The 20,819-nt window shown below is 48.7% G+C and carries 13 protein-coding genes and 2 pseudogenes; 5 read left to right on the top strand and 10 right to left on the bottom strand.

Going from position 1 to position 20,819, the window contains the following annotated elements; translation table 11 throughout:
• Positions 1-162 precede the first annotated feature (162 nt).
• Entirely contained in the window at positions 163-498 is a 336-nt protein-coding gene (locus tag ACTG1P_RS21460) for a hypothetical protein (protein WP_440002214.1), read from the bottom strand.
• A gap of 347 nt (positions 499-845) precedes the next feature.
• Between ACTG1P_RS21460 and ACTG1P_RS21455 the strand changes: the two genes are divergently transcribed.
• Entirely contained in the window at positions 846-2,228 is a 1,383-nt protein-coding gene (locus tag ACTG1P_RS21455; protein ID WP_005352966.1) for an amino acid permease, read from the top strand.
• Between the two features lie 88 nt (positions 2,229-2,316).
• Here the strand turns inward: ACTG1P_RS21455 and ACTG1P_RS21450 are convergent, their stop codons facing one another.
• Positions 2,317-2,643, bottom strand: a complete 327-nt coding sequence (locus ACTG1P_RS21450; RefSeq protein ID WP_128815807.1) for an ArsR/SmtB family transcription factor — start codon at positions 2,641-2,643, stop codon at positions 2,317-2,319.
• 106 nt (positions 2,644-2,749) lie between these two features.
• Here ACTG1P_RS21450 and ACTG1P_RS21445 point away from each other — a divergent pair, with 106 nt between their 5' ends.
• Together ACTG1P_RS21445 and ACTG1P_RS21440 are read left to right on the top strand one after the other, a co-directional pair.
• The gene (locus ACTG1P_RS21445) at positions 2,750-3,820 is read left to right on the top strand and encodes a permease (RefSeq protein WP_440002213.1); all 1,071 of its coding nucleotides are present in this window, start codon (positions 2,750-2,752) and stop codon (positions 3,818-3,820) included.
• Positions 3,821-4,144: 324 nt separating this feature from the next.
• Positions 4,145-5,698 carry a methyl-accepting chemotaxis protein gene (locus ACTG1P_RS21440; RefSeq protein ID WP_440002212.1) on the top strand — a complete coding sequence of 518 codons (1,554 nt, stop codon included), beginning with the start codon at positions 4,145-4,147 and terminating at the stop codon, positions 5,696-5,698.
• Between the two features lie 294 nt (positions 5,699-5,992).
• On the opposite strand, the gene ACTG1P_RS21435 is transcribed toward ACTG1P_RS21440, so the two are convergent.
• Positions 5,993-7,909 (bottom strand): tetratricopeptide repeat protein, encoded by a 1,917-nt coding sequence (locus ACTG1P_RS21435; RefSeq protein WP_362808128.1) that lies wholly within the window; start codon positions 7,907-7,909, stop codon positions 5,993-5,995.
• The gene (locus tag ACTG1P_RS21430) at positions 7,906-10,752 is read right to left on the bottom strand and encodes an AAA family ATPase (protein WP_440002211.1); all 2,847 of its coding nucleotides are present in this window, start codon (positions 10,750-10,752) and stop codon (positions 7,906-7,908) included. Before ACTG1P_RS21430 ends, ACTG1P_RS21435 begins: the two co-directional genes overlap by 4 nt.
• A 341-nt stretch (positions 10,753-11,093) precedes the next feature.
• Here ACTG1P_RS21430 and ACTG1P_RS21425 point away from each other — a divergent pair, with 341 nt between their 5' ends.
• A complete protein-coding gene (locus ACTG1P_RS21425) occupies positions 11,094-11,591 on the top strand; it encodes an antitoxin Xre/MbcA/ParS toxin-binding domain-containing protein (RefSeq protein ID WP_440002332.1) in 498 nt (165 codons plus the stop codon).
• Positions 11,592-11,773: 182 nt separating this feature from the next.
• Here the strand turns inward: ACTG1P_RS21425 and ACTG1P_RS21420 are convergent, their stop codons facing one another.
• Together ACTG1P_RS21420 and ACTG1P_RS21415 are read right to left on the bottom strand one after the other, a co-directional pair.
• Positions 11,774-12,073 carry a hypothetical protein gene (locus tag ACTG1P_RS21420; protein WP_362811523.1) on the bottom strand — a complete coding sequence of 100 codons (300 nt, stop codon included), beginning with the start codon at positions 12,071-12,073 and terminating at the stop codon, positions 11,774-11,776.
• Positions 12,074-12,133: 60 nt separating this feature from the next.
• A complete protein-coding gene (locus tag ACTG1P_RS21415) occupies positions 12,134-12,625 on the bottom strand; it encodes a TnsD family Tn7-like transposition protein (protein WP_440002210.1) in 492 nt (163 codons plus the stop codon).
• Between the two features lie 468 nt (positions 12,626-13,093).
• On the opposite strand from ACTG1P_RS21415, the pseudogene ACTG1P_RS21410 reads away from it, so the two are divergent.
• Positions 13,094-14,118 (top strand): annotated as a pseudogene (locus tag ACTG1P_RS21410) (IS481 family transposase).
• 140 nt (positions 14,119-14,258) lie between these two features.
• Here the strand turns inward: ACTG1P_RS21410 and ACTG1P_RS21405 are convergent.
• From ACTG1P_RS21405 to ACTG1P_RS21390, 4 genes and pseudogenes are all read right to left on the bottom strand, one after another.
• Complete coding sequence (locus tag ACTG1P_RS21405; RefSeq protein ID WP_440002209.1) at positions 14,259-16,133, bottom strand: hypothetical protein; 1,875 nt, start codon at positions 16,131-16,133, stop codon at positions 14,259-14,261.
• Positions 16,126-18,066, bottom strand: a complete 1,941-nt coding sequence (locus tag ACTG1P_RS21400; RefSeq protein ID WP_103251525.1) for an HTH domain-containing protein — start codon at positions 18,064-18,066, stop codon at positions 16,126-16,128. The genes ACTG1P_RS21405 and ACTG1P_RS21400 overlap by 8 nt, the downstream gene beginning before the upstream one ends.
• Entirely contained in the window at positions 18,059-20,221 is a 2,163-nt protein-coding gene (locus ACTG1P_RS21395) for a hypothetical protein (RefSeq protein WP_440002208.1), read from the bottom strand. Before ACTG1P_RS21395 ends, ACTG1P_RS21400 begins: the two co-directional genes overlap by 8 nt.
• A gap of 144 nt (positions 20,222-20,365) precedes the next feature.
• Positions 20,366-20,627, bottom strand: a pseudogene (locus ACTG1P_RS21390) (transposase); the annotation flags it as partial.
• Positions 20,628-20,819: the final 192 nt, after the last annotated feature.

The raw sequence follows: 20,819 nt of genomic DNA, 5'->3' as shown, positions 1-20,819 counted from the left end.
AATTCACATAGATGGCAGTGAAAAGCATGGATAAAAAAGGGATAAGCACCACAAATGCTTATCCCTCTTCTTGTCGACCTTGCCGTTGTGCCCTTGTCACCCGCTGCCAGTTAGCCGCTATTCGATTTCGTTCTGCTGCGCTCGGCAAACAGCCAGCGTTAACTAACGATTGAGCTCAGGGTTGTTCATCAACCGGGCATAGAAGGCCAGCAAACCGTGGCGCAGGCGAACCCGCTCCGCCAGCCAGCCGCCAACGAGCGCCCCCGTTACCCCACCAACCAGCAACAGCGGCTGCCAGTAGTGCAGCAACCCCTGATCACCGAGCGAGAGCCAGCCCAGCAACATGGTTGCGGCCACCAGCAACAGCAGCGGACTGGCGGCAATCCCTAACCAGAGCGCCACCAGCACTCCCCGGCCAACCCCTTGTTGCAGCACGCTTTCGCGCTCTCTGTACTCCAACTCCCTGCACTCTTCACTGCACTCTCGCTTGTTTGGCATCATTTGCATCCATTTGTGGCTTGGCACTACAAAAGCACACCAACAAGACAAAATGTCAACAAAACAGAATTCGATTGCACAAACATTAACCAAAAACTACCAAGAAGCCTATTCAGATCATGAAAAAGCTGCTGTTTGTACAAAACACGGCCATTAGAGATGGAAAACAGGTGCATTTTTGGCGGATTATCACTATTCTGCTTCGGTTGCCAGCCAACACTAAAAATTGAAAATGGCATGTCGTAACGAAATAAATACGGCTTTCGTCAGGTTTTGGCTACGCACTGCGGCCTGCTCAGGATGAGCCCAACACCGACCAGAGACAACAGAGACGTAAGGACAGACCCATGGATTTGAAACAAGACGGTGAGGAGCTGAAGCGCGGCCTTAAAAACCGCCACATTCAGTTGATTGCTTTGGGCGGCGCCATCGGCACCGGCCTCTTTCTGGGCATTGCCCAAACCATCAAGATGGCAGGCCCCTCGGTCCTGCTGGGGTATGCCATCGGCGGCTTTATCGCCTTCCTGATCATGCGCCAGCTCGGTGAAATGGTGGTGGAAGAGCCGGTAGCCGGCTCCTTCAGCCACTTTGCCTACAAATACTGGGGTGAGTTTGCCGGTTTTGCGTCCGGCTGGAACTACTGGGTGCTCTACGTGCTGGTGAGCATGGCCGAGCTGACCGCGGTGGGCATCTACGTCCAGTACTGGTGGCCAGAGATCCCGACCTGGATGTCGGCAGCCTTCTTCTTCGTGCTGATCAACGCCATCAACCTCTCCAACGTCAAAGCGTTTGGCGAGATGGAGTTCTGGTTCGCCATCATCAAGGTGGTTGCCATCATCGGCATGATTGGCTTTGGCGGCTATCTGCTCCTCTCCGGTGCCGGCGGCCCCGAGGCGAGCGTCACCAACCTGTGGGCCCAAGGCGGCTTCTTCCCCAACGGCATCAGCGGTCTGGTGATGGCGATGGCGGTGATCATGTTCTCCTTCGGCGGTCTGGAGCTGGTGGGCATTACCGCCGCCGAAGCGGACAACCCCGAGAAGAGCATTCCCAAGGCCACCAATCAGGTGATCTACCGCATCCTCATCTTCTACATCGGCGCTCTGGCTATCCTGATGTCCCTCTATCCCTGGGGTAAAGTGGTGGAAGGCGGCAGCCCATTCGTGATGATTTTCCACGCTCTGGACAGCAATCTCGTCGCCACCGTACTCAACATCGTGGTACTGACGGCAGCACTGTCGGTCTACAACAGCTGCGTCTACTGCAACAGCCGGATGCTGTTCGGGCTGGCCAAGCAGGGCAACGGCCCGAAAGCCCTGCTCAAGACCAACAAGAGCGGCGTGCCACTGGTTGCCCTCTCGGTCTCGGCCATCGCCACCCTGCTCTGCGTGCTGATCAACTACCTGATGCCGGGCAAGGCGTTCGGCCTGCTGATGGCGCTGGTGGTCTCCGCACTGGTGATCAACTGGGCGATGATCAGCCTCGCGCACCTCAAGTTCCGCAAGGCCAAGGTCGCAGAGGGTGTCCAGCCCAAGTTCAAGGCGTTCTGGTACCCCTTCGGCAACTATCTCTGCCTCGCGTTCATGGCCGGTATTCTGGTGATCATGTATATGACCCCCGATTTCCGCATCTCGGTCGAACTTATCCCCGCCTGGCTGGTGGTACTGGGTATTGGCTTTGTCATCAAGCGCAAGGGACAAGCTCAAAGCAAGGTTGCAGCCAATCTGGGTTAATGCCCGCAGTTGAGAAAAACAATGCAAAACGCCGATCGCATGATCGGCGTTTTTTTATTACGCGCAGCACGACTAGCAGCCATAGCCCTCAGGAAGGCAGCTCTTGCCTTTGATCTTGCCGATGCTCCGGGCTGTTGACGCAACATTCGTCGCGGAAAAAGGCGATGATCTCCTCCAGCACCGCGTATTGAGAGACGCACAGCAGGGTGCGACTCTCCCGGTTTTGCTTCACCAGCCCCACCGAGACCAGCGCCGCGATATGGTGGCTGAGGGTGGAAGCGGGGATCACCAGCTGCTTTTGCAGCTCCCCCACCGGCAGCCCCTGCTCTCCCGCCTTGACCAGATGCTTGAAGATAAACAGCCGGGTCGGATGACCCAGCTCTTTCAATGCCTTGGCGACCTCTTCCAGTTGCATCCCAGCTCCCTCCACGAATTTGATATTTCGATAATACCAGAAATATCTTGACCGAACATTAATTTCGACTATTTTGGAAATATAGAAACCAAGTGAGGATACGATGATGAATGAGTGGTTAACCATGCTGACCGATGCAGCGCAGATGTTCCTGTTTCTGGCTGTCGAGCTGTCGGTGCTGTTTCTGGTCATCAGCGCCGGGATCAGCCTGATCCGTCAGAAGATCCCCGACGAGAAGATCCAGCGGATGCTGGGGGCGCGCCATGGCAAGGGCTATCTGCTCTCGGCCCTGCTCGGTGCCGTCACCCCCTTTTGCAGCTGCTCCACCATCCCAATGCTGAGAGGATTGCTCTCGGCCAAGGCTGGCTTTGGTCCCACCCTCACCTTCCTGTTTATCTCACCACTGCTGAACCCCATCATCGTCGGCTTGATGTGGGCCACCTTCGGCTGGAAAGTGACCCTGCTCTACGCCGTGATCGCCGCCAGCGTCTCCGTCATGGCGAGCATGCTGCTCGACAGGCTCGGGTTCGAGCGCCACGTCATCGACCCCAAAGAGGCCACCCCCTCTTGCGGTAGCGGCTGTGGCCCGGCGACCCGCACCACCACTCAAGCACATTGCAGTGACAACCAACGCAGTACCATTCGCGCAATCAAACCACTCAAGGGGGCGGCGTGCTGCCCGGCACCGCAACCAGAGATGGCAGAACAGTCCACCCTCTCCTGCTGCGGCGATGGCACGGCAACCCTGACTCGTGCACCACAGCTCCCCACCGCCTGGGTCAAAGCTCGCATCGATGCCTGGCAGCAGTTCAAAGCCGTATTGCCCTTCCTGCTGCTGGGAGTACTCATCGGCTCGTTTATTTACGGTTTTATTCCGGCCGAGTGGATCGCCGCCCATGCTGGTGCCGACAACCCGCTGGCCATCCCCTTCAGCGCCATCGTCGGGATCCCGCTCTACATCCGTGCCGAGGCCGTGATCCCGCTGGCGTCGGTACTGCTGGGCAAAGGGATGGGAATGGGCGCCGTCATGGCGCTGATCATCGGCAGTGCCGGTGCCAGTCTGACCGAGGTGATCCTGCTCAAATCGATGTTCAGAACCCCGATGATTGCAGCCTTCCTTACCGTGATCCTCGGCATGGCGATCCTGATGGGCTACCTGACGCAACTGCTGTTTTAAGGCACCCATCTTTAAACAGACAGAGTTTTAAGCCAGCAGAGTGTGAAACCATCAGGCTCCCATAGACAAAACGCCTATCAACTGATCGGCGTTTGTCTATTCCGTACGGCAATAAATTTGAGACAGCCAAAGGATGAGGGGTTTGCTGCTCTCCGGGCCATGTGACTTGGCCTGCCTCCCCTCGCCAAACCGCGCTGTAAAAATGTGAGACCCATCCCGTCCCCACGCAGTAGCACAAGAGTTAATGTGCAACAACACAATAAATGAACATCCTCTGCCATACTCAAACGAAGTATTCCGTTACGCCGAAACCGGAGCCTGATCATGGTAACCAGCTCGCTTCACACCACAGATACCGAGGTTGAATTTGCCGACGATATCCAGTTGGTATCGACGACCGACCTCAAAGGGGACATCACCTACGCCAATCCGGCGTTTTGTCAGGTGGCAGGCTATCGCCTGGAAGAGATGTTGGGGCAGCATCACAATCTGGTGCGCCACCCCGACATGCCCAAGGCAGCGTTTGCCGATCTCTGGGCCCACCTGCAGGCAGGCAAACTATGGCGAGGCATGGTAAAAAACCGCTGCAAAGATGGTCGTTATTATTGGGTTGATGCCTATGTCACCCCGATTTATGAAGATGGCAAGATGGTGGGTTACCAATCCGTCCGCTGCCGTCCCGCCGCAGAGCACAAAGCGCGTGCCAGCAAGATGTACAAAACCCTTAAAGCCCGTGAAACCGGCTCTGCCATTCACATGGGCCTGCGTCAACTCACACCGGCCATGATGACCATCCCTCTGCTGCTCGTCAGCGTGATCAGCGCGCTCTGGCTGCTCTCACCGCTGCAGGCGCTCTGGGTCATCATTCCTCTCTTGGCAGCCATCTGGTTCAATCGCCACCCTCTCTTCCTCACACCGCGATTCTTGCAGCAGCTCGAACAGGATTACGACAGCATCAGCCGCCTTATCTTCTCGGGGGATGCCCCCCACAGCATTGCCGATTTCCATATCAAGCTCGGGCAAGCGAAGATCCGTACCGTACTCGGTCGGGTGGATGACACCACCGCGTCGCTCAATGCCATGGCCAATGACCTGCGCGGCTCCGCCTCGCTGGCAAGCCAGGATATATCTTCCCAAGACACGCAGATCCAGCAGATTGCCACTGCCGTCACCCAGATGGCCTCGGCCGCCGAGGAGATCAACCGCAATATTCAAGACAGCAACAGCCAGATCGAAGAGGCTCGTAGCCACTGCATCACCACCAGTACCCAACTTTCAGAAGCGGGGGAAGAGATGTCGGCGCTGGCCACCCAGGCGGAGCAAGCCTTCCAGTCAGCCGTCGAGCTGGCGAGCGAGTCCGAGCGGATCGGCACCATCATGAGCGAAATTCGCGGCATTGCGGATCAAACCAACCTGCTGGCGCTCAATGCCTCCATCGAAGCCGCACGGGCAGGCGATCAGGGGCGCGGCTTTGCGGTTGTGGCGGACGAGGTTCGCAGCCTGTCGACCAGAACCCACAAGGCGACAGAGCAGATCCAGAACAGCATTGGTCATATCCAGCAAACCCTGGGGGAATGGAAAGAGATGATGCATCTCAATGTGACCAGAACCAACGCCTGCCTCGCCACCACCCGGGCAAGCACCGGCAACCTGAATCAGGTTGTGGTCGAGATAGACAAGGTCTCTGATTTTTCCAACCAGATCACCGCCGCGGCCACCGAGCAACAAGCGGTCATCGAGGAGATCAGTCGCAATATCAACCAGATATCCTCGCTCTCTCACGATAACAGCCTCAAAATCGATCAGGTGAGTGAAACCAGTGCCAACTTGCAGAGCAAAGCGAGCCAGCTCAAGGACTTAAGCCGGACATTCGGATAGCAGCATGCAGATAAAGTCCATGTAAACGAAGGGCCACCCGTCTGGGTGGCCCTGTTGTTTATAAGGCTTAACTGTAGCTCCTAAACTGATCACGACCATTTAAGTTGGAAACTCTCTGGTCAAAAAATTCAATATCTTAGCGATTCCCAATATGACAATTAAGTTGGAAACTTGAAAGAGATTCTCCATCCGCTCCACAAACAAACAGGACATTGAAGTTGGAAACCGAAACCCGCCACATCTTAATATGACGTAATCATTGGCACGCCTATTCGTTCCACATCGAGCCTTACCCTAGGACTCCATCGGGAAAGCCTGCGCAATAGAAACGGCTTTCCATCCCCAAGTACCGCGCTTTTTGTTGAAATTGAGAACTGCCGTACCGGATATCATCAAGCCATCTTTTATGTTGTGCTCCACAACCAGTGGAGGAGCAATAAATATGTCATTTTCCGTAAATCCCATTCCGTTGGACACGCGAACTTTATCGCTAAACTGCTTCTTGATGTGTTCGCTTGGTTGTTTGCTTGTGGGAGTAGCTTGGCAAACTCGATATTTAGGCCCGTCTTTTGATATGTACCTAGACAACCTGAGAGCAATCGAATCCCCTTCAGAGAACGACTCAGTCAAATCATTAAGAGGAACAAGTCCGTCAATAATACGATCAACAATAAAATGAAGAACCCCTCTATCGCGATTCACGTGATCAACAACGCCAATTATCTCGTGGAACACATCCCACCTCGTTTTGGACGCCCTACTGTCGAGAAGGAAAATCTTGAAGCGCTGGTTGTCGTCGATCTCGCCTTTGACCCTTATCGCGTCGCCAAGGATGAATTTTTTTCCTCCGAGTTTTGATTCGGGAATGCTCTCCTCCGAAGGGAATGTGGATGTTTCAAGGAATATCTTTCGCTTCTGTATCGACTTACCATCTTTGCTGAGAGCGGTAAATTTTTCACCCACGTTTGCATTGACCCATGGCAAGTCACTCCACAATAGGGCTTCGGCAACCGGGGAACGGGACTTATAGAAATCATGGTTGGACGAGGCTGCCTGTGTTTCAGCAAACCAGGGCCGGGAGGCGATTTCCGCTACCACTTCGGGGATTTTATGCCCCTCGCTCTCCTTCACACGCATGAGGGTCTCAATTTCAAGCTTAGCTGCGGCCAAATCGCTACCTTCCAACATGTATTGAGCGACACTAATCCTTATTTTTCCTGTGAACTTATCCTCGGCACGGCAGGACAATGCTTTGCAATAACAGCCGATGGCTGCATTCCGATCCATCGGAGAAATGATGTCACCCAACAAACCCCAAGCCCAGTAGTCGTTCGGTTTGGCCTTGGCGACGGCGAGACCGAAAGCCAAAGCTTCGGCATGCATACCGATGGAGATAAGCACCTTTGCCTTGTCCAATTTGAGCCAGATGTTGTCTGGAAAGCGCTCGATCGCCGCATCGATGTAAGGGAGGACGTATTCTTGCTCTCGCTCGTTTTCGGAGGCAGCGGCTTCCTTTCCCGCTTGCTGGAGTACCCTCTCAGCCAGGGACGGATACTCCTTTCCGTCTTCCGAGCGATATCGCTCGAAATCCTCAGGACGCAGATATTCCAGATTCCACAGACGAGAGAAAACGAGCATACTCAATTTGTCTTGACCCGCCAGTTTTGAGGCGAGTTGGAGAAAGCAAGCGTGCAGGAGTGAAGGCTTTTCAACATCCAGTTTGAGATAGTCGTTCAGGTTGCGTTTGATCGTTCCGATATTGACGTTCTCGGCAGCAATCAGCGCCTTGGAGTGTTTGAACAACTCCCAGCCGAACCCCGTTTGTGTTTCCCTGTCTGCCTGGCATTGAGCCAGAGCCTTTCGGTATGCGGCGACTGCTTCCGCATGTCTGCCCGCCTTGCTAAGAGCTTTGGCTTGACTGATTTCCCGCCCACAGGGGCTGCACAAAGCTAGGGCACTACGAATTCCCTTCGTGAGAACCTCGTCAGATGGGTCAACTCTAATACTCTCCAGTTGGCTACGATAATGGGGCAGGTTATCAAGCATCCCATTGCTGGCATCACGTTTGATAAGGTCTATTAAGCACCAACAATAAGCTTTCTTATCCCAGTAATCACGATCAAGTGATCCCATGAGCTCCAATGCCATGCGATATGCCTCATCAACATCCCCCTGCTTGCGTTTTGCGTAAACGTCGGTGCGTGTAATCATCCTCGCATACCCTCTGTAAGCATCTGGCCAATTACTCTGACCAATGGGCTAGGTGTGCAGGCAGTTATCACGGGCTGACATTTAGTAAATTGATCTCTACCATTGTACCAAACGTCGTAAACGGCGACAGATCCGTCCCTGACAAAGTGATAGCGCAGAAACCATTGCTGCTCTACGACATTCTGAACCGTTATTCCGCTCGCGCTGCACAGCCCGATGACCTTCTGGTGGAAGTCATTCAGGAACTGTTTGGAAAAACTCGCTTCCGCAATTGCTGAACCACTTTCAGGAAAAATCAGCCTGCCTTTGAGAGGGGAAAGTAGGGATGCAACCTCGACGCCCAAGTCGTTTAAGTTCCGTTCGATAACATCGGTAATCTTATGCTTGCCGTTGTAGGTTATATCTACGCGGGCGGACTCCGCTTCACGATTGAAGTGGTAGGCCTCTTGGTATTGGTTATGAGAAATATTTACTATAACGATGCCCTTTTCATCGGTAAGTTTATGAACCTCCGTCAGTATCGAGAGTAGAAACTTGGCGTTGCAGGGAATGCCGAAAGTTTCATACTTCTCCGTAGCGGATGCACCCATTGATGAGGGAGGTGAAGAAACAGAGGCTGAAGGGCAGACTTCTAGAGCTCCTGCGGCATCGAATAGACCCCGTACAGGGTTTGAGACAATTTTAATGCCGCTCCACGGTTGTAGATTAGGCGGGTCAAGCAAATAGAGTTTTTGGGCAGTACGCGTTATCGAGGTGTAGAGCCATCGGAAATAGTCGGCCGTCAGTTGGCTTTGATGGCTCTTGCATTTCACGAACACGTTGTTCCATTCGCTGCCTTGGGCTTTGTGGCAGGTAATTGCGTAGCCGAATTTTAGCCTAAGAGCATTGAAATACGGGTCTGTTTTCAATGCTTGCTTGAACTCCACGCTTTTTCTTTTCAACTGAGGGTTTCGGATGCAGAAATCGAGATAAAGAGCCTTGTTCTGATCAGAAGATAATGCAGACTCCTTGCTGTAAAGCAGATCCTCTATGATTTTGGCTTGAAAAAAGTGCGCGACGCCATCGAAGTCTTTGAAGCCGATAATCACGTCTTTGAAAAGCAGCGAGACGGGGATTTCCTCAAGCATCCCTGAATCTTGGATTTTCCTTTTTAGTTTAATAGTGCGTTTCTCTGTGACCGTGCCCACCTGCCGAACCAAGCCGAAATCGCCATTCGAAATGAATATCCCGTATGCGTTGCTATTGGAGACAGCCATCACCTTATCTCCCGGTACAACTTCCGGGTGGCCAGGGAAAAAATGCTCACGAATCAGGCGATTGTAGTCACCGACTTCGGAGTTAGAGTGAGCAATAAGTATCGATTCTCCGTTTATCTTGTTCCCGCAGGATTCGAGATATCGCCCCATCAAATCCTGGTGTTCGACCTTCTGAACGTCGGGGTAACTGAAATCAACTACCAGTTGGTTGAAAGACTTGGCACGCAATGCGCTTCTAAGGGGAACTGCATTCGCCATTACGCCGCTTTCCGATTTCTGTCGGACAACCTCAGATAACTCGAACTCAGTCGAGCGCACGTGATGTTCGCGGTATAGGTAGTCAGCATCTAATGCGGGGGAAAAATTCATCCCGACCGGTGGCAGTTGCGCATCATCACCGATGAAAATTACCTTCTTGCAGTGATCATTGTGATCCAAATTTACGAACTTTAGGAAGTCAGCAAGCAGATATCCCGTTCCGAATCGGAAAAACTCGCCCTCTTGATAGATATCCGAAATCATGGAGGCTTCATCCACGATGTAAACTGTGTCGGAAGAGAGGCAGTTAACATTCAGTCTGGCGTAAAATTTGTAGGTTTCGGTACCGTCGGTATCGTCGGTATCGTCGTCGCAATACTCAGCTATATCATCGAACGAGTAGATGGTCTTGTGAATCGTGTATGCGGGTGATTTAGTCTTGCTTGCGATCACCTTGGAAGCCTTGCCTGTTGGCGCAGCCAGAACATAATTGCGCCCAATGGCACGAAAATATTCTGTCAGCCCCTTAGTGATAAAGGTCTTGCCGGTTCCCGCATAGCCTTTGAGGAGAAAAACGCTTTCTATTCTGCCATCTAGGAATCGTTCAAGTTGGCTGACGAGTTTCGCCTGACCGTCGGTCAGGTCATATCCCGCGAAAACGTCGTAAATACTTATCAACCTGCGCGTGTTGGAAGGGCTGAAGTCAATTGCCCTTGAGGCATTGGTGGAAGCATGCTTGAAGCTGACAAGAGCTGCTTCGTCGAGAGCTTGGCTGAGGTTAGCGATCTCTGCTTGCGCAGCTTTCTCAGAAGCCTCCAAGCGGCTCAATTCCTCCTTAGCAGCGGCATGCATTTCTGCCTTTGTGTCGGTGTCGGGGACAGCAACGCCTTCCGAGGCCTTGGCCGGTGGGATGTAAGCCGGATACGGTTCGAGAACATCACCGCTGTAGGTTTTGTAGAACCACAATGCGAGAAGGTATGCCTCTTCAATCAGTGACAAGGAAGTCTGAGCATCTATCGAGCAGCCATGAGCGGCTTTGTTGCCGAGGATACGCAAGGCGTGAAGTTTCTGACATACGGATTCACCAACTGCGTCTTGGAAATAGGGAGATTTGAGTTTTTCGAAAAAACCGTCAGTTAACTCACTGGGCAGCCTCAGTTCTCTGTATATGATACCAACCAGTACTTCCGCGAAGCAGCGAAGCTTTACTGCAACTGTGTGTGGATCCGTGTGCGCATATTGCTCAGCGAAAGCAGCATGCTGATATAGCTGTGGCCAACAGGCTTTTAACGGCTCAAAATTACTGGGATTCATTTGGATTTTTTTCATAAGGCAACAATTCAAGTACAGTTCGCCAGCGTAACCTAAAACATGTAGTTAATGCTGGGTGTATGTCACAACCACTATATCTTGCGAGTATTTAGCTGACCACTAGACAGACCCCGCGAATGACCCTGCATAGATTGGATGCTAGTTATATGGTCCTAGTGACTCGTAGCTTGTAGTCATTAAGTGCCTGATGCAAACACCTGCGTTGAAGATCGCGGGGGCCAATCGACACAAAAAAATATAAGATACTGATTCAAAAGGATTTAATATGTTTATCGTTCTTGTGGTCAACCGCTCACGAATACCCCAAACTAGATGATGTCCCAATGAACTCCTGAGTGATGATTCGCATTGGGCTGCCATCAACACCCCCCAGACGGAGGCGCAGACTAATCATGACTCATGTAGAGCAATCTCCCCCAACCAGCAATCTATCTGTTCTGGAGTCGCTCGGTCTACCACGTAACTGGCTAGCCGCCCATCAGCACATAGTGTCTGGTGTATCTCCTGAGATCGTCGTCAAACTGAGCAAGCTATTGGGGTCTAATACCCGAACAATTTGCCAGATGATTGGCATTAGCCGAGACACACTGAATCGCCAAATCAAACGGGGCAATCACTTATCGACAGCTCAGGGAGATCGCGTTTACTGGGCAGCCTTAGCAGTGGACGCAGCCATATCCCTACACCGGGGAGATACTGCTAAAACGATGAGATGGCTCACCCGCTCTGCGTGGGGATTAGGTGGTGAAAAACCGGCCGATGTGATTACTACGCCTATGGGAGCGCAGGCAGTTATCGATCTTGTCGGCCGGATTAGGCATGGCATCCCCTGTTGATTAACAGTTCATACGTGACCATAAAGCACCAACAATAGGCTCATTTGGTGAGCCAATCACCCCGACCAATCGGCTCATTTGATGAGCCGATCACCCCGATCAATCGGCTCATTTGATGAGCCGATGACCTCGACCAATCGGCTCACTTGATGAGCCGACCAACACAACCACTCAAATCGTGGTTAGATAAGCTCTCGATTGCCTTCAATTTTCCCAAATTGATCAGGGTCTGCGGGTTGATAATCATCCAAAAACATATTCATCAACCGATGCTCCTGTCTCAGGTTGGCCAGCGCCCCAAAAAAGCAGCCTTCACATAGGTGTACCTGATATCGTTCACCATCGTGCTGCGAACCATAACCCCAGCAAGCCTCCAGCGTGCCGAATTCCTGCGTACCGAGCGATTTAGTAGTACTAGCACCACAGACATCGCACAAAATATCGACGACCTGTGTGGTAGGAACGATTGCTTCGACCTTCATGGCAATACTCCTCGTTGTGATGCCTGATATCAGAACCTGTATAGGTATCGACGGCGAGCATCAGGGCATAGGATGTTGAGCGGCATACGCCGCAACCAGCCGCACAGCCAATGCGTAACTGAGCGGTAGACGTGTTTTGTATTTCCTCAGGCAATCTGGCCTATCGACTGCCCGTTCCAATGCAGATAGAGAGCTTGCCTGCTCGGCCAGCAGCCCCAGTTGCTCAGCCAGTTTCCTATCCCGTTCTTCCCAATCCACACTGGGATGATGAACTGCTCGCTTGGCGGCAGGTAACTGTTGATACAACCAGGCACGATCATGTTTATAGAGCCAAGTAACTGCGGTTCTACACACCTGTTCGACACAGCCTCGACTGACATCGGCATGCTGTGCCAAATATGCAGCCACCGTTACACGGTGCTCACGTAGACGGTTAACCCTTCTCAAATGCCGTCGCCAGTCAGACAGCCCCTGGTGGCTCTGAATAATGGCTTCGACCGCCCCGACAGAAACATCATGACTGTGCGCGATCTGCTGCCGTGCTCCCCCCATGAACGCCTGGCGCCATATTCCCCGCTCAACTTCAGCTGTGTTTTTACTTATTTATTTTTATAAATAATAACTATCGACGCTATCATGGCAAAAATACCACACTCAACTAAATTTCATTTTTTATCTTAAAAAACATATGGTTATAAAAAATCACATAAGCATACATAATCACGAATATTTATTTTTATAAATAATAAGTAAATGTTTTTTATTCCTTTTTTGACATAAGAGGGTGGCGGATATAGAACATTATTCTGAGGCGATTGGTGATTCCGCTCAGAAAAAATGTCCATTTTGGGCTACAAAAGGCTCCATGCGAAGAGCAATCAATGCATCCATACCAAAAAATTCAGCCCGGCAAGGGTGGCCTGCCGGGCTGTGGGTGACTGACGAGCGGATAACTCACGTCAACAAGCGATTAGACATGCCATCCAGCTTCGCTTTGGTCTTTTCCCAACCGGGCATCACCTGACTCATCAACCGGTAAAACTCAGCCTGTTAGAGCTCGCCAAAGAGCTCAATAACGTCAGCAAAGCCTGCAAGCTCATCGGCTACAGCCGTCAGCAGTTCTACGAAATTCGCCGTAATTACCAGACCTATGGTGCCGAGGGATTGCTCGACAAATTGCCCGGCTGCAAAGGGGTTCATCCCAATCGGGTCGCTCCCGAGATTGAACAGGCCATCCTCGATTACTCCCTCACCAGACCAACCCATGGCCCACTGCGGGTCGCCCAAGAACTGGCTCTGCATGGTATCAACGTCAGTGCCGGTGGAGTGCGTGGCGTGTGGCAACGGCACGACTTGCTCTCCAAACACGACCGCTTGCTGCGCCTTGAGAAAACGCACGTGAGCAGACCATTGAGCTCAATGACGAGCAAATTCGCCTGTTAGAGCGCTTCAGCCCCGAGTTTCGCGAACGTCAGATTGAGGTCCACAACACCGGGGAACTGGTGGCGGTCGATACCTTCTTCGTCGGCGCGCTCAAGGGGGTTGGCAAGGTGTATCTGCAAACAGTGCTGGACTGCTACAGTCGCCACGCCTGGGGGCTCTACACCAGCAAGCTGCCGGTGACCTCGGTCCATGTGCTCAATGAAACGGTACTGCCGTTTTTCGAAGCCCACGAGGCACTGATCTATACCATCTTGTCGGACAACGGGCGTGAGTTCTGTGGACGACCTGACCACCATCCCTACGAGCTGTTCCTGCAACTGGAGGGGATTGAGCACCGGACAACCAAGGTACGCAGGCCGCAGCGCAACGGCTTTATCGAGCTACTGCATCGCACACTGCTGGATGAACACTTCCGTATCAAGGGGAGGACGACCTGGTATGAGTCGGTAGAACAGATGCAGGCAGACCAGGATAGCTACCTGGAGCACTACAACACCCAGCGGTCACATCAAGGCAGGATGATGGAGGGTCAACCCCCCTACAACATGTTCAAGAAGAGTCTGAAATTGATACCGAAGGAAGTGCGCACTAAAATAGCGTAAACAAGACACCGGTTTGAGGCCGGTGTCAGGTGATAACTAGATCTGTACATACCAATAGAGGCTTATGATCTCACATCAAGGACTTATTCGCTCTTTCCCTAACCTTCCCTTAATGTCAGGACACCAGTTGATAATACAAATTATTTTCTACTCAGCATCTTAAATATGTCTAGAGCCTTTGAACAGGTGTGATACAAATAAGGTTCCAAGATGCAAAGCCTTTCGAGCATTGCCTCTATTCTAAAAATTGCATCATCACTGATTGGCAGATATGCTAATTCTGTACACCATTGCCCTATATATTCAGCCCAGTCATTCTTATCCTCAAAGGCAGCTCCTGCGACTAAACCTAATGAAAGATAGTTTTCGGGCTCAGAGTCCACATCAATATAGTCCCGATATAGACGACTTAAAATCACTACCGACGCAGAAAGCTTTCTGCTTCTAGTCAGACAAGAAACTTGCGCTAACCCGTTCAGCACCTGATAGACTGAATCTTTATCGTTTACCGAGGATAACTTATGCTGTGCGCTTTCTAACAGCGAAACTGTATGTTCCAAATATTTTTCATCAATTTTCCAGAAAGGCGCTGAATTCATCAAAACTTTGAACGATGCTAATGAAACATTAGCGCCGACTTGCTTATCAAGCAAATTAAATATTTCTCTCGGTACATCAGCTGGAATAGAGTTACCTTCCAACGGTCCAGGTAAAAACGAATTCATATTGAGTCGAGAACCAGTCATAAGCTCTTCTTGCAGACATTCAGCGATCTCGAATTCACCAACTTCTTGACATACATTATATACCCGTCCATAAATCTCATTAATGAATTGATCTGCTGTCAAGTACGTTGGTAACCATCTTGGCTCCTCTAGTAGATCAATAAAATTTTGACAGTAAAAATAAAGCCCTCTCTGTTGAGCCGCCCATTGCTCTACTTTGTCAAAGGTAACATTTTCTTCCAGTGCAGCTTCAACAATTAAGGCTGACTGGGCAAGTGAAGCGAGACGCCGGTAGAATGGTGGCATACTGCGAAATATCTGAAGTCGCGCCAGTTCACCATCGACGAAAACAGCCATCGAGCAAAAAAGACGTAGATTTTCTAATGTTTTTACAGCCGACACACTCTCAAAAAGAGCTTTAAGAGTCGCATCTAATGAATTTGCGAATTTCAAAATACCGATTTCAAGGCAAGATATCAAAAGTATCGGATGACTGCTTTCAATTGCTCGCTTTGCTATTGACTGATACGAATCTTCGTCAACGAGCCTAGTTGAAATAACTTTTGATATTGACTTATGCATACAAAGCAATATATTATTTTCAGTTACTCCACCTTCTATTCTACCTTCGAGGTACTGCTTGAGTTCATTATTACAGAACTCCTCAATGTTTTTACTCCCGCTGTACTTACCCACAAGCCGTTCATAATAACGGATTTCATTTGGGACCAGTGTTGAAACACTATTTGATGGTCCTTGAAACTCATTCTTTAACACACCTTTAATGTGGGCTGGTGATAAATCCAAATCAAGCAACAAGTCAGATACATCATCATCACTTACTGCCTCCATTGAGAGAACTGCTCTCCAGTACTCAAACTCCTCTTTCGAAAGGCAACTCTTCTTCGCTACTGTCTCAAATATACTTAACCGTCTGTCGATATCTCCCAAAAGCGGCCAAAAACTATTATTAAGTATCTGCACATCACCTTTGGTTAAAGAAAATGCTGAACTTTCTTCTGGAATATTTCGTAGAAACCAAACATTGCGATTAATATCCTCTAAGGAGGACTCTTCCTCGACATTGTCAAAAGTACTGCGAATAGCTTTAAAGAGAGCGGTTCTGGAAAATGCGACTTCTTTATCACCAAAACTAATCGTGACATCTGTTACTAGCTCTAGTTCTTCCAACAACTTACTATCAGATAATAGTTCCTCTCTCACCAAACTGGGGAATAAATTGAGAGTGTGCGAAACCATATAAGCTCGCACTGAATATGAGTTAGTCATAAACCTCTTCCTCCAGTATCGATTTCTGAGCGATACTTTTAACCTCCGACTTCATCGAATCAATTACAGTCTTAAAGCTCCACGGGTCATTATCCTTTAGCGGCCCCAAAACAAACTCATCCAACCATGCTTTGTAGCCTTTCTTTTGCTCGTCTGATAAAGACTCCGGCGGAATCAACACTGAATTCACTTTAATAACCTCGCCTAAATAGGCCATACCTTCATCCCCTCTTATTTTATGAGCTTGGGCCCACTCCCTATAACCCATAAGCTCATATAGCCAGCAGGAGCTAGCGCGACTTAGTTCAGGTGAGATATCGGCGGTCCACTGAGTTTTTATTGCTTTTGCAATAGTCTTCATCGTCTCATGTAGCCACTGGGCATCTCTTGGGAGCTGAACCAGACCACTAATCCTGATCAAAAACAGATTTTCTCTTATCATTCTTAGCTGTTTAGTTGGTTTAAACTCACCATCAGACATAACGGAGTGATTTAGGTGATATTCAAGCTCTTCACTGGAAATGCTAACAATCTCTAACCCAAACTCCCGAAGTAATGTTCTGAATTCAAGCTTCTGAGCTTTAGAAATAAGTCCTTTATGGTGTAGCGTCTCGATAAAGTCTAATGATGTATAGATTGGTACTGTTCTTTCATCAAATGCAATATTTCGATGCTTATTCATAAATCGATCATCTATCAAAGCTGCATCGCATATTTTTAGCGCCTCAAAAAGCTCTTCTGTTGGCTTGGCATAATTGTTCTCAGAAGCAGCTACTTGGTCTTTTTTTAAAGGTATTTCAGCGAGTGTAACTTTCCCAGATGTAAGCCCATTAAAAAACAACTTTCTTATACTTTCTATTTTCGAATCTGCCTGCTCGACAACTGAACCGTAGTTTATCAGCGTTCTATATCTATCGCGCTCGCCCTTAAATACATACACTTCGAATCCGGCTTCGCTAAGTCTATCAAGCATATCAACGGTAATCAGGTAGGTAATTGACAGTGAATCGAGAAATAATCGTGCTCCACTGACTACTTCAAGATCGACAGGCCATTCTTTTTCGTGCTGGCTAAGATAATTTAAGGCTTTAACACACTGAAATTCAGTGATTACGGCTAGATCTTTGAGTTTTTTTATTAATTGGGAACATGAAGTCAGACTGTGATGAAATAAAGAAAGGTCAGCTTCCACCTCTCTAAAGGTGCCTCCTGCCTTATATACAGGGTAGGAACACACGACCACAGATTGCGACTCATTCGCAGGATTCTCACGCACCTCTTCTAGCATAAACGCAAGCTCTTCACCTACATCTAGTGCCAGCTCAGGATTATTAATTTTCTTAGGATGAAAAACGGAAATTTTGCCATCAGTAACAAGCCGCTCAAAATACTTTGCCTTTTCAATTTGGCTCGGCTGATGAAAAGCAACTTTCTGCTTCTCTTCAAAAAGCCATCGCATAAAAGAATGCGGGATAACTATTTTTTCAAAACAATCAAACAGATGGGTTAATATCCCAATATTTTCCATCACCAAAGCACTGGAAGCATCGACTACAATTGTATTACCAACAATGACCTGATCCAACCTTACACCATGAAATAGCGGAATTACATTTTTCCGCCTTATATCTTTAGCCTTTTTATTTTCAAATGGCTGGATCAGATAAAAATCAGACATTGTCTTATTCAATAGTTCCGCCACTGTAAAAATGGGTGCATCGCCATCTAAATAGGCTTTATAGACCCTCTCATTTTTCTCTCTAGCCTCGGACACCATCTCCCTTACATCTTCGAATGAAGCCCTTCGCAATGGGCCGTTGTCATTAGAGAGATCTATTGCCTTATTGAGCCATGCTGATGTTTCTTGATTGTCCTCCGTGCCCATTGTTGTAGCGATGAAGTATGATGATGCTAGCACTTGAGGATCATCCATATATTCCTGTACAGAAATCTAAAATTTGCCTTGCTCTCCGTGGAGAAATTGCTTTAGCTAACTGGGCAGCTTGTAAAAGGTCATTGGCCTTTAACTCATCCCGATTATTCCAGCAATCTTCCACAAAAATGCTAAGAGACTCCCAGTCACCACCAAAAATAGATAGATTGATCTCAAGAGTTTTAAGATCAGTCTGTTGCGACTTATACTGCTTCAATCGAACAATCTGTTCATGAGCACCGATTAAGTCTCCTTTTCTAAAAAGAGACCAAGCCCAATGGGCTTGCAGCCTCTCGCTTCTTTTTACAAGATCTATCTTATCTAATAAAAACTGATGAAGTTCAGCAAACCGCCCCAATAAACAGGCCGCATTACAGACTCTGATAGCATCAGTTTCCTGGCCTGTACGGTAAAAAAGATCTCGGCAGTATGAGTAGTATTTACTACCTCGATTTGTCCTTTCTAACAAATTAACCAAATGAGCAAGATCACTTGTATCTTCACTTTGTTGATATTGACTTATAGCTAATGCAACTGGGTCAGCCCCCTTAACTGATTCGATGATATTTTGCAATTTTCTGACATCAGCATCTGACGCTCCAGAATTCCCGACCTTCTGTAAAAGCTGTTGTGCATCATCGACCAACCCTGACTTCGCTAATGCCTCTATCTCTAGCATACTAATTGCAATGGAATTAACGGCGGCTTCCATTTGAGTTCTGTGGCGGTTAATATAATCCACTGCTGCCGATATTGGCTTTTGTACCTGTGCCAATACAAATCTGGCTAAACCAAGAGTTGCATCATTCTCTGGACTTAGTGCTGTTTGTCTATTTACTTCCTTTTCTATCGCATCAAAATCGATTTCAATTCCAAAAGCAAATGCCAATGACAAATTCTCAAGTGTTTTCTGAGTGTAACTAACAAAGTAGCTCTCAAGTTCTGAAATTGCTTGTTCGTGTGTTTCACTGTTTCTAAGCTGTAACCACAGCACATATTTATCTGATACATTAGCGACATCTTCAGCACCGAGGTGCCTTGCCTGACCTGAACAATATTTGAATAGTTCGACAGCTCTATTTCTAAGCGCTGTCGATTCAGAATCATCTGCAAGTGGAAACTTATCTGCTGCTAAAGGAATAAAAGCCAACACGCTCTCGCGGAGTTCAACAGCCTTAATTGCATTTACCAAGAATGCAAACGCAGAAATCTGCGCCAGTGCTGGTGAAATATAAAATGATGCGTCGCCTATCGCCTGCGCCGAATCTAAAGCCTTTTCCCATTGATGCTCTATCAACAATGTAGAAACCAAAAAGACTTTGCCATCATTGTCTAAATCTTGAGAGCTTAATCCTGCACTTTCTAACCAGAGCAAAGCAGCGTCGTTTCCTTCTACTATTTTTTTAATCATAAAAAAGGCAGAATAATTTGAAGCCCCCCCTGCAAGCAAACCAGACGCCGCATCTACTCTGTTCAATTCAATAGCATCGATAAAGGCCTGTGCTATCGCAGCCTCCTCCGTTTGACACAATTTTTTAGAACATGATAGCCATTTTTTCGCTAGCTGAGCCCTTTCTCCTACACATAAGTATCTTGCAATTAGCGCTAGCGCCCTAGCTTTTACTTGAGGGGTGCCGCCGGACAGCTCTCCATCAATAATGCTTTCTGCTAAAGCAATCGATTTCTCTTCCTTAGGAAAAGAACCGAAAAATCTCAGCAAGGTAATTTCGTGGGCAAGTTTTTCTATTCTTTCGTCTTGAAGATGCTGAGCGGTAAATCCGGCCCCCCTCATCTGATCAACTATCAAATCCGCTGTTTGTTTTGGATGATTTTTAACGGTATCCAGTAGCTTTTTTTCACTTTCCTGGCGCATTGATTTAATTTGAAGCCACACTTCAATAAAATAAATAAAAATACTTAGACCAATTAACACCCACCCGGTTATAAACATTGGAGTTGATATTGGTCCATTATATTCTGGGAAGAATTTTTGGTTACTCAAAAGCCAATTTAAAATATCTAGCCATAAAGGAGTGTTGAGAATGCCTACTCCTGCCAACAACAACGGTACACTTAGTGCTTTCGCTAATGAAGGTCTATATAGTGCAACTAAAAATTTTATGTTTTTTCGCACAACATCCCAATCAATATTCATGTTGTTCTAAACCCTCTCTGAAGGTGGAGTTTCCTTATCAAATGGCTTGGATATCTGCGCCGTTTCGGTATTGGTTGGTAGCGTCACCTCTTTTGGTGGGCTCTTCTCTTATCAACTCGGTCATCTGTATGCCCATCTACCGCACAGAGAAGTAATCTCGTAGAGCTCATATTCCATGGCGCCATCGCAGATGGTTATTCCACTGCTGCATGTAGTGAATTCGCAGCATGGTGTCGAGTGGATAGGAACGGCTGCCGTTGTCAGCTTTCGGGTAGACCGGTTCAATGACACTGAGCATTCTGGCCCATGGGAGCAAAGCGTCCATGCGGGCTAGGAATGTCTCTTTGCGGGTTTTGCGGCGTTTACCATTGAACTTGCTATCCGCGAAAGTAAACTGTTGGACCATGCTGAACCTCATCCCTGATACCAAGTGAGACTGATAGTCTCACACCAGAGTCTTGTTCGCACCTTCCCCAACACGGCTGAAAGATCAAAATGCGATCATTTTTATAATTTAATGACTCTCAGTCCACGGAATAATAAAAAGGCCCTGCTGTTGCAGGGCCTTTGAGTTTCCAACTTGAATGGTCGGTTTCCA

The sequence above is a fragment of the Aeromonas sp. 11P genome (assembly GCF_051920165.1).
GTDB lineage: Bacteria > Pseudomonadota > Gammaproteobacteria > Enterobacterales > Aeromonadaceae > Aeromonas > Aeromonas veronii.
The sequence above is the reverse complement of the archived record's forward strand: the minus strand, read 5'-3'. Positions and strand labels throughout refer to the sequence as shown.

Bases quoted from the DNA above. Each gene is read 5' to 3' on its own strand.
- ACTG1P_RS21460 (WP_440002214.1), bottom strand. From the start codon at position 498: ATGCCAAACAAGCGAGAGTGCAGTGAAGAGTGCAGGGAGTTGGAGTAC.
- ACTG1P_RS21455 (WP_005352966.1), top strand. From the start codon at position 846: ATGGATTTGAAACAAGACGGTGAGGAGCTGAAGCGCGGCCTTAAAAAC.
- ACTG1P_RS21450 (WP_128815807.1), bottom strand. From the start codon at position 2,643: ATGCAACTGGAAGAGGTCGCCAAGGCATTGAAAGAGCTGGGTCATCCG.
- ACTG1P_RS21445 (WP_440002213.1), top strand. From the start codon at position 2,750: ATGAATGAGTGGTTAACCATGCTGACCGATGCAGCGCAGATGTTCCTG.
- ACTG1P_RS21440 (WP_440002212.1), top strand. From the start codon at position 4,145: ATGGTAACCAGCTCGCTTCACACCACAGATACCGAGGTTGAATTTGCC.
- ACTG1P_RS21435 (WP_362808128.1), bottom strand. From the start codon at position 7,909: ATGATTACACGCACCGACGTTTACGCAAAACGCAAGCAGGGGGATGTT.
- ACTG1P_RS21430 (WP_440002211.1), bottom strand. From the start codon at position 10,752: ATGAAAAAAATCCAAATGAATCCCAGTAATTTTGAGCCGTTAAAAGCC.
- ACTG1P_RS21425 (WP_440002332.1), top strand. From the start codon at position 11,094: ATGATTCGCATTGGGCTGCCATCAACACCCCCCAGACGGAGGCGCAGA.
- ACTG1P_RS21420 (WP_362811523.1), bottom strand. From the start codon at position 12,073: ATGAAGGTCGAAGCAATCGTTCCTACCACACAGGTCGTCGATATTTTG.
- ACTG1P_RS21415 (WP_440002210.1), bottom strand. From the start codon at position 12,625: ATGGGGGGAGCACGGCAGCAGATCGCGCACAGTCATGATGTTTCTGTC.
- ACTG1P_RS21405 (WP_440002209.1), bottom strand. From the start codon at position 16,133: ATGACTAACTCATATTCAGTGCGAGCTTATATGGTTTCGCACACTCTC.
- ACTG1P_RS21400 (WP_103251525.1), bottom strand. From the start codon at position 18,066: ATGGATGATCCTCAAGTGCTAGCATCATCATACTTCATCGCTACAACA.
- ACTG1P_RS21395 (WP_440002208.1), bottom strand. From the start codon at position 20,221: ATGAATATTGATTGGGATGTTGTGCGAAAAAACATAAAATTTTTAGTT.